The 16,505-nt window shown below is 39.0% G+C and carries 12 protein-coding genes; 1 reads left to right on the top strand and 11 read right to left on the bottom strand.

The window, feature by feature from the left end; genetic code table 11:
- Positions 1-13: 13 nt before the first annotated feature.
- From BM327_RS00785 to BM327_RS00745, 9 genes are all read right to left on the bottom strand, one after another.
- On the bottom strand, positions 14-631 hold the full coding sequence (locus BM327_RS00785; protein WP_090245232.1) for a matrixin family metalloprotease: 618 nt from the start codon (positions 629-631) through the stop codon (positions 14-16).
- Positions 632-635: 4 nt separating this feature from the next.
- Positions 636-1,844, bottom strand: coding sequence for an MFS transporter (locus tag BM327_RS00780; RefSeq protein WP_090245229.1), 1,209 nt, complete (start codon positions 1,842-1,844; stop codon positions 636-638).
- A gap of 56 nt (positions 1,845-1,900) precedes the next feature.
- Positions 1,901-2,701 (bottom strand): metallophosphoesterase family protein, encoded by an 801-nt coding sequence (locus tag BM327_RS00775; protein WP_090245227.1) that lies wholly within the window; start codon positions 2,699-2,701, stop codon positions 1,901-1,903.
- A complete protein-coding gene (locus BM327_RS00770; protein ID WP_090245225.1) occupies positions 2,701-3,402 on the bottom strand; it encodes a hypothetical protein in 702 nt (233 codons plus the stop codon). Before BM327_RS00770 ends, BM327_RS00775 begins: the two co-directional genes overlap by 1 nt.
- A complete protein-coding gene (locus tag BM327_RS00765; RefSeq protein ID WP_090245221.1) occupies positions 3,399-4,139 on the bottom strand; it encodes a GNAT family N-acetyltransferase in 741 nt (246 codons plus the stop codon). Before BM327_RS00765 ends, BM327_RS00770 begins: the two co-directional genes overlap by 4 nt.
- Positions 4,129-5,490, bottom strand: coding sequence for a sodium:solute symporter family transporter (locus BM327_RS00760; protein WP_244526173.1), 1,362 nt, complete (start codon positions 5,488-5,490; stop codon positions 4,129-4,131). Before BM327_RS00760 ends, BM327_RS00765 begins: the two co-directional genes overlap by 11 nt.
- On the bottom strand, positions 5,478-6,896 hold the full coding sequence (locus tag BM327_RS00755; protein ID WP_090245219.1) for a SusD/RagB family nutrient-binding outer membrane lipoprotein: 1,419 nt from the start codon (positions 6,894-6,896) through the stop codon (positions 5,478-5,480). The genes BM327_RS00760 and BM327_RS00755 overlap by 13 nt, the downstream gene beginning before the upstream one ends.
- Positions 6,897-6,907: 11 nt before the next feature.
- Entirely contained in the window at positions 6,908-10,105 is a 3,198-nt protein-coding gene (locus BM327_RS00750; protein ID WP_090247575.1) for a SusC/RagA family TonB-linked outer membrane protein, read from the bottom strand.
- A 68-nt stretch (positions 10,106-10,173) separates the two neighbouring features.
- Positions 10,174-10,875 carry a DUF2064 domain-containing protein gene (locus BM327_RS00745; protein WP_170853631.1) on the bottom strand — a complete coding sequence of 234 codons (702 nt, stop codon included), beginning with the start codon at positions 10,873-10,875 and terminating at the stop codon, positions 10,174-10,176.
- 182 nt (positions 10,876-11,057) lie between these two features.
- Between BM327_RS00745 and BM327_RS00740 the strand changes: the two genes are divergently transcribed.
- Complete coding sequence (locus tag BM327_RS00740) at positions 11,058-11,930, top strand: helix-turn-helix domain-containing protein (RefSeq protein WP_090245214.1); 873 nt, start codon at positions 11,058-11,060, stop codon at positions 11,928-11,930.
- 73 nt (positions 11,931-12,003) lie between these two features.
- Here BM327_RS00740 and BM327_RS00735 read toward each other — a convergent pair whose 3' ends face one another.
- Both BM327_RS00735 and BM327_RS00730 read right to left on the bottom strand, forming a co-directional pair.
- The gene (locus tag BM327_RS00735; RefSeq protein ID WP_090245213.1) at positions 12,004-13,386 is read right to left on the bottom strand and encodes an efflux transporter outer membrane subunit; all 1,383 of its coding nucleotides are present in this window, start codon (positions 13,384-13,386) and stop codon (positions 12,004-12,006) included.
- The gene (locus BM327_RS00730) at positions 13,386-16,502 is read right to left on the bottom strand and encodes an efflux RND transporter permease subunit (RefSeq protein WP_090245211.1); all 3,117 of its coding nucleotides are present in this window, start codon (positions 16,500-16,502) and stop codon (positions 13,386-13,388) included. The genes BM327_RS00735 and BM327_RS00730 overlap by 1 nt, the downstream gene beginning before the upstream one ends.
- Positions 16,503-16,505 lie beyond the last annotated feature (3 nt).

The raw sequence follows: 16,505 nt of genomic DNA, 5'->3' as shown, positions 1-16,505 counted from the left end.
ATTAAAAGTTAATTTACTTTATATCTTCCTTACAATGAGTACAAAGCGTGCTTCCCACCTTGTCTATGGTTTTAATCGACTCCGCAGCGTCGCGCATGACGCAATCGGAAGTTCTATCACAATGGGATAAACCGAGGTTATGACCAATTTCGTGGTTGGCAATTTTAATCAATTGAGATCTTCTGTCGGGTCTTCGTTTACTTAACCTATAGGTAGAAACTATGCAACTTACTCCCGGTCTATATCCTAAACCAAATATTCCCCAATCTTTGTATTTAGAAGCGGGTTCTTTTACACTTCCATCGGCATTTTTCTTGGTGGTTGAAATATCTTTAGCAATCAAACCTATGATATGATCTATTGTTTCTTTTTTGTTCTCTTTTAAAAACGCGATCAATTGATCGGCTCTGTATCTGGGTGTTTTTACATGCGTAAAGGTAGATTGAGGTATATCCATAGTTTCCAATACATATACCTTGGCTTTGTAATTTTCTGCCAGAGAGGATTTGATGAGTTCAACATCTACTTGATTTACACCTTCAAAGGGTTGAATGGCAATTTTCAAAGGCTGATTTGAACTACAAGCTGAAAGAAAAAACGCGACAAGAACAAGCGACAAGATGGTTTTCATATGCTTAAATTTTAGGCATACGCAACTTAATAATAAAAGCGGAAATAACAGTTAAACAACCGATTAAATAAACCGAAGCATCTATACCAAAGGCATCTGCAACTATACCTGAAATGATAGCTCCAAAAGCATAACCCAAGTCTCTCCACAACCTAAATATCCCTATGCTCTCTGCACGTTGGTGAGGTTGTGTAGCACTTGCTATGGTGGAAAGGAAAGTTGGATATACCAAGGCTGTACCCAATCCAAGTAATGCTGAAATGCCAATTAACACATAAAAGTTACTACTGAAGGGTAAAAGAAGTATAACCACACCTTGCAACAACATGCCGTAGAACAACATTTTCTTTTTTGAAAAATGATCGGACATTTTCCCTGTAAACAACTGACCTATTCCCCAAACAGCCGGATAAACAGAAGCAATAACCGCTATACTGTCTGTATCAAAATTCAAGGATAAAAGCAGTATAGGAAGTAATCCCCATATCATTCCATCATTTAAATTGTTGATGAGACCGGCTTGAGAAACGGAGCTCAGTGTTTTGTTCTTAAAACTTGTTTCTATAAATACATTGTCGAATTTCTCAGTTTGGGTGGTTTTACTTTCTTGGTGCACAAACTTACGTGTATCTTTTACCCAAATGATACTCATCAATAAACCAACTACGGCTATGGCCAAACCTAGGTAAAAAGGATAGGGTGTCACCCCATACTCACTGGCGATATAACCCGATAGTAAGGCCACCATTCCCACAGCGAAATATCCTGCAAATTCATTGAGTCCCATGGCAAAACCACGATCTTTCTCCCCTACCAAATCTATTTTCATAACAACGGTACTGCTCCAAGTTAGTCCCTGATTAATACCCAGCAAAACGTTAGAGAAAATTACCCACCCCCAACTTGGGGCATACATCAATAATAAAGGAACAGGAAGGGCAATTATCCAACCTGCAATAAGTAGATTTTTACGACCAAATTTATTGGCCAACTTCCCTGTAAAGTAATTGGTAATTGCTTTAGTAATTCCAAAAGCCGTGATAAAAGATAAGATGGCCGTGTAAGATTCTTTTCCAAATACTTCGTGCGCAAATTCAGGGAAAATCGAACGTTCCAAACCTACCATTCCACCCACAAAGGCATTGACGATTACCAATATTGTAAATTGTTTCCAATTGGCTTTTAAACCTAATTCCACTTTATCTCTTGTCATACTTTAATGAAAGCTCCAAAGATGAGGATAATAATCAAAAAAAAGCGCAACTCATGTTACGCTTCAAATATCATAGGTTTACCCCGTTCTAATTTTTCTTGTTCTGGAAGGATTTCCATGTTGTCCCAAAGTCCTGTTTCCAAGGTCTTTGAATAAGCAGCGGGTAAATTCGCTTGTTCCATTAGCGCTTTTGCAGTTTTCCAATCGTAGGAAAAAGAACGGTGCTCTACCGTTTTAGTTTTAAGATCAACAATGGCAAACCATACCTCTTGCTGCCCATCATTTGCAGGCATACCAATAACACCCGCGTTTACCCAGAGTCCTTTTTCTAATCTCTGGTGAAAGGGTATTCCACTATGACCCGCCACAACGATGTCTACACCTAAGCGGTCCAGAATTTCTTCTTTTACTTCAGGCGAGGTTGACTTAAAAATGAATTGAGAAATATCATCCAAACCGCCGTGAACCACACCTACCTTATACCCACTTATTTCCAATACCAAATTTTCGGGTAAAGTTTTCATTTCTTCCTTTGCGTTCTCACTCACATGAATTTGTGCATAAGGAAACCAGGTTTGAGAAAAATTGGAACAGCGCGATCCTTCGTCAAAATTACAGCCACAATCCTCAGCTCCAGTAGCCAATTGTTGCTCAACATTTCCTGCTAGCCAATGTATACCCCAGCTTTTTACCAAGTCTATGGTCTCTTGGGGTTGTGCGCAGTATCCTACTACATCTCCAGTACATATTATTTGACTCGGTTCAAATCCCAATTCAACAGTTATTTCATACATTTTTTGAGTAGCTTGCAGGTTGCTGTAGGGACCGCCAAACACAAGAATTTTATCTTCAAGCATTAGTTTTTACTTTCATCTGGATTAAAACTTCTCGACCTATTTTCATAATCTCCGAAGGAAATAGATGTTTTGATGTAAAAGAGCGATTTCACATCAGGTCCGCCGTTTAATTTATCATCAGTAGAAACATCTATCCATCTTCTAGAAATATAAGGCAATTGCGTACCCACTTTTATACTGTAGGCAACAGATCCATTGATGTTAAATCCTATCCCTACATTAGCTCCATGCATTCTATTTTCTAGACTTACATAGGCAGTGTTTTGCGTCAAATAACTCTCAAAATCAGTTGCCAATTGATCATAACCTTCATATTTGTATGCATAGGTTAAAAGTCTATATCCTATATAAGGGTAAATATCCCAACCATCTTTTTTAATTAAACTATAACCATAAGAAAAGGCAACACTTGAAAGTGAATTGGTTACCCTGTAATTACTTTGTTCACTTGTATTGGTATTGGTTGAGAAGTCAAATGAAACAATGTGCTGTCTTCCTTTAATTGAAATATCAAAACCATACATTACATCTGGTGTATTTCCAAGTGGTAGCGATTTACTGTCTAAGTAGGTATTAAACTGCCCACGTTGAAAGTCTGCATATTCCACTTGAAATCCAAACGAACTTCCTACAAAATTTTCACTTTGCCCATAAGAAAAAAGGGCGCTAAATAAACTTAATCCAAGTACTAATTTTTTCATACAATAGTATTTAAAGTGTAAAAAACATCTACCTCATCCAACACAGAAAACCCAAAACGGTCATACACCTTTTTCCCTTGCGGAGTGGCTTGTAAAACCAAGTATTCGATATCCATAGCCTCACCCAAGTGAAAGGCATATTGGGTAAGTAAAGAACCCAACCCATGGTTTCTATACTCAGGTAAGGTAACCACAAAATAGAGTCCGAGCGTATTTTGGTAAGGATGAAACATGGCAGCGCTTACGGCTTTATTTTCATGATGACCTAAAACCAAAATAATTTCTTCATCCTCCATCAAGTTCCAAAATACCTGATGATTTAAGTTGCGTTCTGCCAAGAGTGTGTTCTCTACTAACTCCATCCAACGCTTAAAATCATGTGGATTCGTTACTCTGCTAATTTTTGAAAAATCTATGTTATGAGGTAAGGAAAAGACTGTCCTTTCCGCTTCCATTTCGTACCAAACTCCGTGCCTGTTATAAATCTTTTTCAAGGTATTGATCAGCTCTTTTTCGGTTTTGGATTGCGGCAATAAAAGTGTAATTGGCTGCGCTAATTTTTCAAGTTCTCTTGAAGATAGCTCATCAAAGTTCTGAACGTGCATCCCTAAATTTGGCCACGTAGAGCTAGAGGAGCTATACACTTCTAAATTGTGCATACTCGCCTGCTCTGCCCCTCCATATTTACATACAGTTTGCAACAAGTGTTCGTAATTTATCAACCAATTAGATTTCACTTTTAAGTTTTAAGCCATAAGGTAATAAATATAAAAACACACAAAGGAGTACTCCAAAAATATTGGCCCAAAGTAAGGCGGCATACGGACCATCTGTAAATATCAAAAGCTCTGGAAAACTACCAAAAGCATGTATGATTCCTATGCACATTCCTCCCAATACGCTTAGGTAAAAACTCGAGGGAGGAGCCTTCATCTTCCAAAATAAAAAAACAGGGGTTAGACCTATAACCATGGTTCCGCTTACTGTGGTTGCCGATAGTACTGAAGGATTGAAAAATATAGGAACACTACCTAAAACTGCTACAACTATCATGGTTAACCTTCCTATTCTAACTGACTTCCCAACACCTAAATCTATGGCCACCAACTTACTAAATGATGCAAAAGAAGAATCTAAGGTAGAAGCTGCTGAAACGATCATGATGAAATTAATGAGTAGCAATAATACAGGACCGAAAACTTTACCGTAATCGGATAAATTCCCCGGCTCCATTCCTTGCATTTTTCCAAAAATCCCCAAAAAGCTGAACAAGAAAATACAAATACCACCGATAACCCCTGCTGCAATAAAACTCCACAACATTACTTTGGGCTTGGTAATAAAGGCCCTATCCGTCATTACAGGATCGTGAAAAGGATAACTGAACGATTGAATCAAGGCTGCAAACAATAAATTGATTCCTCCATCATAGGTAAAGGAACCACTTCTTGCAATTTCTGAGAACTGGAAACTTTCTTCTTTCATTAAAAAGCTTAAAATTACCGTGAGTAATACTGCAAACAAGCCCATTTGTATGAGGTCGGAAAAAATAGAACTACGCAAGCCTCCTTTAATTGTATACGCTAAAGTTAAAGCCGTAAACACAAGGATGGAAGCGTAATAGGCAGTTGAACCCTGCTCTCCAAAATAGCTTCCTATTACCATGGTGTTGGACCAAATTTCATTGAACAAACGGAAGGCTATGATAAGTGAAAAAAGCTGTAGGGCCCTTTTGCCAAAACGTTCATTTAAAAAAAGGTGTATGCTCTTTAGCTTTCCTTTCACCCGCATGTAATAAATAATTACACCTGCTACGATAAAGGATAAATAATAAGCTGCATAGGCCAATCCTCCAACTGCTCCAAATTTGTTTCCTAAATCACTGGCATTGGCGATGGATTTTGCAAAGACCCAGGAAATAACCAAACTTCCTGTAAGCATCAACCAATTGGGTTGCTTCTCTTTTGTCTTCGCTGCGAAGAATTGTCCACTGGTTTTCGACCAAGGTGAAAGTAAAAAAAGTGCGACACTGGAGGCTATTACCAGTCCCCATTGCCACACCTCTATGTTGTTTATTATTGCTCCCACCAACCTTTGCTGTTGTAGTTATCTCCTCCTATTTGACTTACCGCCTCGGTATAATTGCTTCCATTTACCGCTTGTTCTGTAGACGGATATGCATAGCGTACAGGGTAAACATCTCCATTAATATTGTCTGCCGGAAGTGTTAAGTTAGGGTAACCCGTTCTGCGTATATCAAACCAAGCTTCATAACCATTCATAAAAGAATTGATCCATTTCTGTGTCATAATGCGCTCCAGATTATCCGCGCCATTTAGCACCACCTCAGGTGAAAGTAAGTAATTGTTGGGCATGGCCACTTCGAAATAATCGTAAGAAGCTTGTATACCTTCCTCATAGTAACTCTGCGCACTACCCGAAATCCATCCCTTCTCTGCTGCTTCTGCCAAACAGAATTGCAACTCTGCGTAATTCATATAAACGGCCTTCATCCCATCAGGAATATCGCGCAAAAAACTTCCCATTAAGGAGATGTCGTTTAAATCATAGTTGTTTTGAGACTCTCTGCTTAAACCATTGGGTATTCCTTTAAATTCTGGCGTTCCATTTTGTTGACTCAAGTTGGTTGCCTTATAAAAACGACCCACCCTATCATCAGACAAAGTACCAAGAATCGTTTCTGCATTTTTACTCATACGCACATCTACATACCTTCCTTCACGCTCTGTAAAGATGACCCATTGGTTGGGTGAAGATGTTAAGTAGGGCAACACAGCATTGTCCATATTTCCTTGAAAGAAATTTCCTTCTGTAACTATCTCTTGCAATTCTGTACTCCCATCATAATGCTTTGAAATTCTTACCAAATAACGTACACGCAAAGCATTGGCAAACTTGATCCACTTTGTTAAATCTCCATTGTACAAGATATCTCCATCCACGGTTTGATTGGTGTTTTCCAAAACACTTACCGCATTGCGAAGAAGGTCTAAAATTCCGCCATCCTTCAAATAAATATCTTCTTGGGTATCAAAAGCTGGCGTAAAATTACCCTCGCGTTGTCCTTGTAAAGCCTCGAAGTAAGGAACATTGGTCCATAAATCCGTTAACAAAGATGCTTGATGCGCCTGCAAAATATCGGCGATTGCTTTGTAGGCATCATTGCTTTCATCGGCTTCTCTTACGGATTTTAAATCGTTGAGTAAACGGTAAGTTTCATTCCACAAACCTTCGTTATTTCCCATATCATATCTATCTACGGGTAAGAATTCTAGGTTGGCAGAATGTTGCGCCAAAAGAGCACCTGCGTGCCATCCCCAGTAGGCTTGGTTATCTGCACTTTCTGCTATTACGTTTGACAATAAAAATTGAGGATGCACATCTTCCGGTGCATTCGGGTTGACATTGTATTCATCGAACTTTTTACAAGAAAAAGCCAAGAATACACTCGCTATTAATAATGAATATTTCATGATAATTTCTTTTAGAATGTAAGTTGAATATTGAATCCGTAACTGCGCGTTGAAGGGTAAGATAGATCTTCTACACCGTAAACTTGTTGTGTTCCTTGCATGGCACTTAACTCTGGATCCACGTGTGGATTTTCTGTAATTGTAAATAAGTTTCTGGCTACAAATCCTACTTTAAAGCTGTTCAAATTCATCTTTTTCACCCAAGCATCAGGGAAAGTATAGTTTAAACTTACTTGTCTTAACTTCACATAACTCGCGTCTAATAAAGCGCTTTCTTCGTTGGCTCTGTTATAGAATTGATTGTAATACTCTGCTGCAGAAATTGCCGTTGTGTTTTCTTCGTAAATCGGATTTGTCTCCGTACCCACGTTCACTAAACCATCACCAACGATTCCTTCTTCTCTTCCTATTAAGGTTTCTTCCAAAACTCCAGAAGTTGATCCTATCGCTTTGGTTCTCGAAACAAATACACCTCCATAACGCCAGTCTACCAAGAAATTTAAAGTAAAGCCTTTGTACTTGAATTCATTTCCAAATCCTAACATAAAATCAGGATTGTAATTTCCTAAATAACGCAATTCAGAATCTCTCACTGGTAAACCATTGGCATCATAAATAATTCTTCCGTCGGGAGACTTTTTGAACCCTGTACCATACATATCTCCTATTCTACCACCTTCTTGAGCGATGTAATACACAGAGTTATCCGTACTTGTGTACACGCGTGTATATCCTGTTGTGTATTGATCTACTCCTTCTGGCAATTCCTCCACATAACTCGCTCCTTTCGTGAAGTTGGCATAGGTCTTCCAAGAGAAATCTTTCTTTTTTATCACATCTGCGGTTAAGGCAATTTCAATTCCTTTGCTTTGAATAACACCTCCATTAATCACTCTGTTGGTATATCCACTGGCCGCCGATGCAGGCAAACTGATAATTTGGTCTTTGGCTGTATTCTGATAAGCCGTTACATCTAAACCTATTCTATCTTTTAAGAAATAAAGTTCTACACCTGCCTCCAATGCATTGATACGCTCTGGTCTTAAATCTGCATTTAATAAAGTAGATGAGTTACTCAAGAGCGGATAACTGCCGTAGTTTTGATTGAAGGTATAAGTGTTTCTCAATTGAAATGGATCTGTGTCATTCCCAACGCTTGAAGAAGACATTCTTAGTTTAGAATAACTCAACCATTCTGGTAAATTGAACCAATCGCTTAAGACAAATGCAGCTGAAGCTGAATAATAAAAGAATGAATTGTTCTCCTTCGGCAGTGTTGATGAATAATCATTACGCAGTGTAGCATCTAAGTACATCTTGCGCTTGAAGTTGTAATTGGCCAAGGCATACACACTGTTGATTTGCTTTTGTCCGCTATACTGCGAAGCTTGTAAAGGAATCTTAGAGTTCTCAAAGTTGTATATCCCTGGAACAGATAATTCGCCTGCTGTTATACTCTGGTAAGCAATATTCTGGGTAAAATTATTTGCTCCTACTCCTACATTCCAAGCATCGTGCTCTGTAAATTGTCCTGTATAATTCAACAAGGCATCTGTATTGATTTCGCTGTAATTAACCACATCCTCTCTGTAGGCTCCATTCTTGAAACGCTGCGTACTAAAAGCTCTTTTTGAAGTTCTCACATCGTTGTAAACATCTGCACCCGATCTTAATCTAAAGCTGATTTTATCGGTAATATCATAGGACAAAACCGCATTTCCTAACAACCTGTTTTTATTGAATCCATTCGTGTTTTCATACACGTTGAAATAAGGATTATCTAACCATTGGGTGTTGTAGTTGTATTGCTGAAACCCTTCTTGACCAGCTTGCCAGTAATCTTCGGCATTGCTCAAGTTAACCTGACGTCCCATCCATAAGAAAGAGTACATCAAGTTTTCAGAACCATAGCCTAAACCTGGTCGGTGTGTACTATTCGAATTGATGAAATTGGCATAAGTTCTTAATTTCAACTTGTTGCTCAATTGATAATCTGCCGTAAAGGCCAAATTATTTCTTCGGTAATCTGAATTAGGAATGGTACCTGTATTGTCCAAACGCGAGTAAGAAAATCGGTAACCACCGTTATCATTTCTACTGTTCAAGGCAATGTTTTGTGTGCTTGTAACTCCAGTTCTAAAGAAGCTTTCCACATTATTCGGGTTGGCTACAAAAGGGGTAGCTGTGATAGGATTTCCGTCTCTTGCTATCACGTCTCCTCCTCTTACAGGGTTACCATTTTTATCGTAAGAAACACCATCGTATTGGGTAACGAGTTGACCATTCATTTGCGCTCCAAAACTGGTTAAACCACCATCATTTATACCGCCACCTAAACCATCTTCATAGGCAAATTGTCCACCTGAACCTTGTCCGTACACATTTTGAAACTGGGGTAAAAAGGCGATTTGATCAAAAGTCACGGAAGAATTTACGGTAACCCCAACACCTTTGGTAGCTTGAGCTTGCTTGGTGGCTATGATAATCACACCGTTGGCTGCTCGGGTTCCATAAAGTGCAGCCGCACCCGGACCTTTTAACACAGTTATGGAAGCAATATCATCGGCAGCAATTTCACCACCCCCATTTCCGTAGTCTACTTCTTGAAAACCTGATTCTAAATTCTCTGTATTGTTGGCTATCATTTGGTTAGAAATGGGAACTCCATCCACCACGTATAGCGGTTGGTTATTGCCCGACAAACTTGTTTCTCCTCGTATGATTACACGCGTAGAAGAACCCACACCAGATGATCCTGCAGTAGTTTGTACTCCTGCAATTCTTCCTCCTAAATTGTCGGATAAATTCGGTGTTCTTACCTCTCCCAAGTCTTCTCCATCAACACTTTGAACGGCATATCCTAAATCGCGTTTGTTGCGTTTTAGTCCCAATGCAGTTATCACCACATCATCAAATTCTTTGACTTCTGCCACCAAAAACACGTCAAAACTTTGTGCATTGGCCACAACAAGTTCCTGTTGAAAATAACCCATTAATGCAAAAGTCAGTGTATCCTGCTTCTGAACATTCAGGGTATATTTCCCGGTAATATCCGTTCTAACTTTGGTCTCTGTATTTTTAATCCCCACTGTTACAAAAGGCAAAGGTTCCTGGGTTTCCAGGTCTTTAATAACTCCTTCAACATTGTTTTGTGCCCATAGGGTTGATGCACAAAAAATGGAAAGAAATATGAGTAGATTTTTCTTCATAGTAAATGTTTTGTTGAAGTGGTTGCCCACTACTTTATAAATAATATTGGTTTCAAAAAAGTCGGTAATTACATGGTCACGGGGGGACCTCTATAAGCTTCCGCTTTTTGAATAAAGTCTTGGGTCAATTCCAAATTTTGATAAACCAGGGTTTGGCGTTGGATGCAAAGATTTAGAAATTGAGAAGTACAAAACGTACTCATTTCAAGCTCTTCTATTTGTTCCAGAAAGAAACGCGTATCCTTTGCTGTATTGATTTCAAGAAAAACCTGATCAAACAAATAATAATTCAATTGCTTTTCCTGTAATTCTTGATAAAGTGTATCTAGTAGGCCTGAATTCTGCCAAGCAATTTTATGAAAATCAAAACAATCAAAACCTTCTTTGGTTAAACCCAAAAACGCTATTCCTCCTCTCTTGGTTCTTGCACTAACCAAATCATTACACTGTAGTAATTCTTCTATCTCTAGTAGAGTATTAGAAGAAATTTGAGGAATATCATTCCCCACACAAATCACTCTTTGATAACCTATGTTAAATAAATCCTGAAAAGCGCGTTTGTATTTATCTACAAAGGAATTCTCGTGAATATGATTGCTAAAAAAAACAGGAAGTTTAGTGGCTTGAGCCTCTGTTTTTATTTTTATATTGAGAAGGCTAATGAAAGCCTTACTTCTCGAATAATCATGCTCAAAAAACTGTTTCACCTGAAGTTCAATCACTTCTGAGCGAATAAATATGAGTAGGGCCGTTGAGTTATCGTTGTTCACGCGTGTGTTTTTAGGAATTTACGTATCTGTTAGGGCTTTGGATTTTCTCAACTAATTTTTTCTGAATTTAATCAAAATAATTCCATCCCAAAGATTGTCTTTACGGAGGGTTATACAATCGAACAAAGAAGAGGTGGGAATGTTCTCTACATATTGTATTTTTAAACAGCATTTTAAATAGCATGATCAAAACCTATAAACACATAGAAGACAACAGAGAGGATATCTACTTTAAGGTAGTACGCATGTCTGAACTCGTGGATAGAAATAAGGGGGAAAAGGAGGATCCTCACCGTCATGATTATTATACTGTACTGGTGGTAAACAAAGCCAAAGGCGTTCACAAAATAGATTTTGAAGCTTATGAATTGTCAGAGAATCAAATTTACTGTGTGAGTCCGGGACAAGTACACCAAGTCATAGAAGAAGAAAGTTCTGAAGGATTTGTCCTCTTATTTTCCAATGATTTTTTAGTTCAAAATCACATCCCTCTTCGCTTCATAGAAGATTTGAATTTGTTCAGAAATTTTGGAGAAACTCCCCCCGTTACGCTCGACACCTTAAACATGATGCGTGTAAACAGCTTGTGTGAATTGTTGATTGATTACCAGAACAGAAGCATGAAATTCCATTCGGAAGCACAAAGCTCTTTTCTTAAGTTGATTTTGATAGAATGCAATAACGCTTGTGAACTCCCTACCCATCAGCATACGCAAGGAATAGAGGTTGGAAATACCTTGCTAAAAAACTTCAAAAAGTTAATCAATCAGCACTACAAGGAAATACATACGGTGAATACCTATGCCGAAAAAATGAACATCACTGCTGATCACCTCAACAGAACCATCAAGCATTTAACAGGAAAAACAGCCAAAGATCATCTCGATGGGAGAATTACCTTGGCTGCAAAAAGACTATTGTATTTTTCTACCTTGAGTTTAAAGGAAATTGCCTTTGAATTGGGCTTTAATGAACCTGCTCATTTTAGCAGCTACTTTAAAAAAATAGCCGGACAAAGTCCTTCCAACTATAGAAAATCCATGCAAGAAAAATAAAGAGGTTTGCTCCCCTACGGGCTATTTAAACTAAGAACTTCTAACTCTAATTGAGGGAAGCAAACCTAGCTCTTTATTTCCATCCACCTCCCAGAGATCTGTAGACCTCAATGAGTGACAAGTACTTTTCTAACTGCACATCTATGGCTGAGAGTTGTGCGTTTAAATATTGTTGTTCGGAAGTGAGTACAACTGTATAATTCACCTTTCCGTAGGTTAACAACTCTTCGTTCATACTCACGGCCGTTTGCAAAGCCTCGGTTTGTTTTTGAGCGTGGGCTATTTTTTCAGTAGCCATTTCAAAATTGAACAAGGCATCAGAAACTTCTCTTCCGGCATTTAAGAAAGCGTATTTATAATTGTAAAGAGCTATATCTTGCGCTGCCTTTTGTCTTTCTAAATTCGCTCTATTCAATCTTTTATTAAATATGGGTTGAACTAAACCACCTGCGAGGTTGGCAAAGAAAGAAGTTGGGTCAAACAAAGCAGCAGGATCGTTACTCACAAAACCACCTCTACCTGTTAAGGTCACAGAAGGATAAAATTGCGTTCTAGCCACGTGCACTTGTTCAAAGGCGCTGCGCAATTGCCATTCTGCTTGCATCACATCGGGTCTGTTCCCCAACAATAAGGCCGATACTCCTTGATTAAAATCATAGCTCAACGCCTGCTCAGTCAAAACTCCACGTTCAATTTTACCAGGTGTTCTCATTAACAACACACTAAGGGCATTTTCTGTTGAACGTATGGCTTGTTTAATTTGAGGAATGATCAATTTTGCCGCCGCCAAGTTAGCTTCGGCTTGTTGTACATCCGCTTCTGTAACCAAAGAGGCTTGTTTCAAATCCTTTAAAGTCGCCACATAGGCTGCTCGTTTTTCTACCGTAGCTTGAGATAAAGCCAATTGCGCATCGTAGGCCATTAATTGATAATAACTCCCACTTACATTGGCGATTATTCTCGTTTTAACGGCATTCAAAAAATTCTGGTTCGCAAATAAATCTGCCAAAGCTGAACGTTTTGCTGCCCTGAATTTCCCCCAAATATCTATTTCCCAACTGGCACTTAAATACGCCGAATATTGTTGCTGGGCAAACCCTGTAGCCGGTGAAATGGTATTGGCCAATTTAGATTGCGTTGCCGTTACGTTTAAGCTTGCATTCGGCAATTGAGCCCCTTTTTGTTGCAGCAACATTGCTTCTGCGCTTTTGATATTGGCCAAAGCAACATTGATATCTAAATTACTGTCCAAAGCCTCTTGAATTAAGGCATTGAGTTGAGTATCCTGATACAACTCGTCCCATTTCACATCTGCAAATGAGCTCGAATCTGAGGATGTATTTTCCCGAATGACTTCCAAATCTTGATAATTCGGCATGTCGTAATCCTTGCTTAAATTACAGGCTTGTAAAAATGCAGCAAGGGCAATGTATCCTATTATTTTATTGATTTTCATTATGCTTCTATTTCTTTAGGTGCTCCCGTTATTTTCTCTTGTAAATACTGGAACATGACAAATAAAATTGGAATGACTAATACTCCGAGTATCGTTCCTAACAACATTCCACCTATGGCTCCTGTGGCGATAGATTTATTACCTATGGCTCCAGCACCGGTTGAAAGAATCAAAGGAACCAATCCGAAAATAAAGGCGAAGGAGGTCATAATAATTGGACGTAAACGCGCCTTGGCTCCCATGATGGCTGCCTCTACTAAGTTCACTCCACTTCTTCTACGCTGTAGGGCAAACTCTACAATCAAAATCGCATTCTTGGCCAACAATCCAATTAACATAATCAGAGAGATTTGTAAGTAGATGTTATTGTTTACACCTAAGAAATACGCCAAGATGAAACTTCCGGCCAAACCTACAGGTAGTGATAAAATCACTGCTAGCGGAAGTATGTAACTCTCGTATTGTGCAGATAGTAAGAAGTAAACGAAGATGACACACAGCATAAAAATGTATACTGATTGTCCACCAGAGCTCAACTCTTCACGTGTTGCTCCCGAGTAATCGTAGCTATATCCAGGAGGAAGTTTTTGCGCTTCTTCAGAGATTGCTTGAATGGCATCACCGGAAGAATAACCTTCGTTTGGTGCACCTTGTATGTTAACAGAAGTATATAAGTTAAAACGCTTAATGGCTTCTGGTCCATAAACCTTCTCCATAGAAATAAACTCTTTGATAGGTGCCATTTCTCCCTGCTTGTTACGCACATAAATTTGGTCAAGAGTTTCTATGTTTTTTCTATAATCCACATCCGATTGAACCATGATTCTGTACTGCTTACCAAATCGGTTAAAGTTAGAGGCATACACTCCTCCATAGTAACCTTGCATGGCACTCATGATGTCTTTCACAGTTAAACCAGCCTCCATCGCTTTCGGTACGTTCACAGAAAGCAAGAATTGAGGGTAAGAAGTTTTAAATGAAGTTGTTGCGTATTGAATTTCTTCTCTAGCATTCAAGTTACCAATAAACTCTTGGGTTACTGCACTAAGTTCATCAATAGACTTACCTGTTCTATCCTGCAATTCTACTGTGAAACCAGAACTAAATCCGAATCCTCTAATAGTTGGTGCTGGGAAGAAAATAACTTGGGCATCAGTAATTCCTCCAACTTTGGCCCACAATTCACCTAAAATTGCATCCAAATCTCTATCGCGCTCTCCCCATGGATCTAATTTGATAATTACCATACCATAGGCACTACCTTGTCCGTTGATGATGGAGTTACCTGCCATTTTCAATGTATTTCTTACACCCACCACATCTTGCACGATGCTATCTACCTTCGTTGCAATCTCCTCACTTCTCTCCAAGGAAGAAGAAGGTGGCAAAGTAATATCACAGAAGATGGTACCTGTATCTTCTTTGGGTACGAAACCAGTTGGTGTTGTTTTGACTAAGGCTACCAAAACCACAGTAAAGGCTAAGATTATTCCTATAGGTATCCATTTGTTCTTGGTAAAGAAACGTAGAGCTTTACCGTATCTATTGGTCAAATTATCAAAAGAGGCATTGAAGGCTGTATAGAAACGACTAAACAATTTCTTTTTCTTTCCTTCCTCATCATGAGATTTTAAGAAGATGGCACAAAGTGCTGGACTCAAGGTTAAGGCATTAACTGCTGAAATAATAATGGCAATTGCCAAAGTGATTCCGAATTGCTTGTAGAAAACACCTGCCGAACCAGAGATGAAGGTTACCGGAACGAATACTGCAGCCATTACCAAGGTAATAGAGATAATAGCTCCCGAAATTTCGTCCATAGCATTAAGCGTGGCTTCTTTTGCTCCCTGATGCGTTTCTTCCATCTTCGCGTGCACGGCCTCTACCACAACGATGGCATCATCCACAACTATACCGATGGCCAATACCAATGCGAAAAGCGTTAACAAGTTCAAACTAAATCCAAATAAATTAAGGAAGAAGAAAGTACCAATAATGGCTACAGGAACTGCAATTGCTGGAATTAAGGTAGACCTGAAATCTTGTAAGAAGAGGAAAACCACAATAAATACCAAAACAAAGGCTTCTAATAAGGTTGAAATCACTTTTGAAATAGACTCATCCAAGAAATCATTGGCATTTACTAACTCTGCATATTTGATTCCTTCCGGAAAATTCATAGAAGCCTCATCCAATACTGCCAAACAGTTATCAATTACTTCTTGTGCGTTAGATCCTGCAGTTTGCGCTACAGCAATACCTGCTGCCAGGTTACCATTGAAACGGAAGCTTCGGGTATAGTTCTGAGATCCTAACTCTACACGAGCTACATCTTTTAACATTAAAATCTGACCTTTATCGTCGTATTTTAAAACGATGTTATCAAACTCTTTTTCCGTTTTTAATTTACCGGTGTAACGAATTACATATTGAAAAGCTTGGTTTCCATTTTGTCCAAACTGTCCTGGAGCTGCCTCAATGTTTTGTTCGGCCAAAGCTTGGAAAACATCAGCTGGAACCAAACCATAGGCCTTCATTTTATCGGGCTTTAACCAAATACGCATGGAATAGTTTTGCTCTCCAAAAGAACGCGCACTACCTACCCCATTTACCCTTTTAATGGCGGGAATCAGGTTAATTTCTGCATAGTTTTGCACGAATACTTCATCGAAATCTTCGCTTTCACTGTACAGGGCAAAAATCAAGATATTATCACTTTGTTGCTTGCTGGTTGTTACCCCAGATTGAGTAACCTCTTGCGGTAACAAACTTGTAGCACGCGACACTCTGTTTTGCACGTTCACCGCCGCTAAATCAGGATCTGTTCCTTGTTCAAAGTAAATTTGTATGGTTGCAGTTCCGTTGTTGGTAGCCGAAGAAGTCATGTACGTCATGTTCTCCACCCCGTTGATTTGTTCCTCCAAGGGAACCACCACAGAATTCAATACCACATCCGCACTGGCTCCTGGGTAACTTGCCGTAACCTGAACCGTGGGTGGTGCTATTTCTGGATATTGGGAAACGGGTAAATCCATCAATCCCAATACTCCGAGTATTACAATCAGTATAGAAATTACTGTAGATAATACGGGTCTTTGTATAAATTTTTGAAACATTTT

Origin of the sequence: Lishizhenia tianjinensis (assembly GCF_900116425.1) — a bacterium.
GTDB classification, from domain to species: domain Bacteria; phylum Bacteroidota; class Bacteroidia; order Flavobacteriales_D; family Crocinitomicaceae; genus Lishizhenia; species Lishizhenia tianjinensis.
The sequence above is the reverse complement of the archived record's forward strand: the minus strand, read 5'-3'. Positions and strand labels throughout refer to the sequence as shown.

Bases quoted from the DNA above. Each gene is read 5' to 3' on its own strand.
- BM327_RS00785 (WP_090245232.1), bottom strand. From the start codon at position 631: ATGAAAACCATCTTGTCGCTTGTTCTTGTCGCGTTTTTTCTTTCAGCT.
- BM327_RS00780 (WP_090245229.1), bottom strand. From the start codon at position 1,844: ATGACAAGAGATAAAGTGGAATTAGGTTTAAAAGCCAATTGGAAACAA.
- BM327_RS00775 (WP_090245227.1), bottom strand. From the start codon at position 2,701: ATGCTTGAAGATAAAATTCTTGTGTTTGGCGGTCCCTACAGCAACCTG.
- BM327_RS00770 (WP_090245225.1), bottom strand. From the start codon at position 3,402: ATGAAAAAATTAGTACTTGGATTAAGTTTATTTAGCGCCCTTTTTTCT.
- BM327_RS00755 (WP_090245219.1), bottom strand. From the start codon at position 6,896: ATGAAATATTCATTATTAATAGCGAGTGTATTCTTGGCTTTTTCTTGT.
- BM327_RS00750 (WP_090247575.1), bottom strand. From the start codon at position 10,105: ATGAAGAAAAATCTACTCATATTTCTTTCCATTTTTTGTGCATCAACC.
- BM327_RS00740 (WP_090245214.1), top strand. From the start codon at position 11,058: ATGATCAAAACCTATAAACACATAGAAGACAACAGAGAGGATATCTAC.
- BM327_RS00735 (WP_090245213.1), bottom strand. From the start codon at position 13,386: ATGAAAATCAATAAAATAATAGGATACATTGCCCTTGCTGCATTTTTA.
- BM327_RS00730 (WP_090245211.1), bottom strand. From the start codon at position 16,502: ATGTTTCAAAAATTTATACAAAGACCCGTATTATCTACAGTAATTTCT.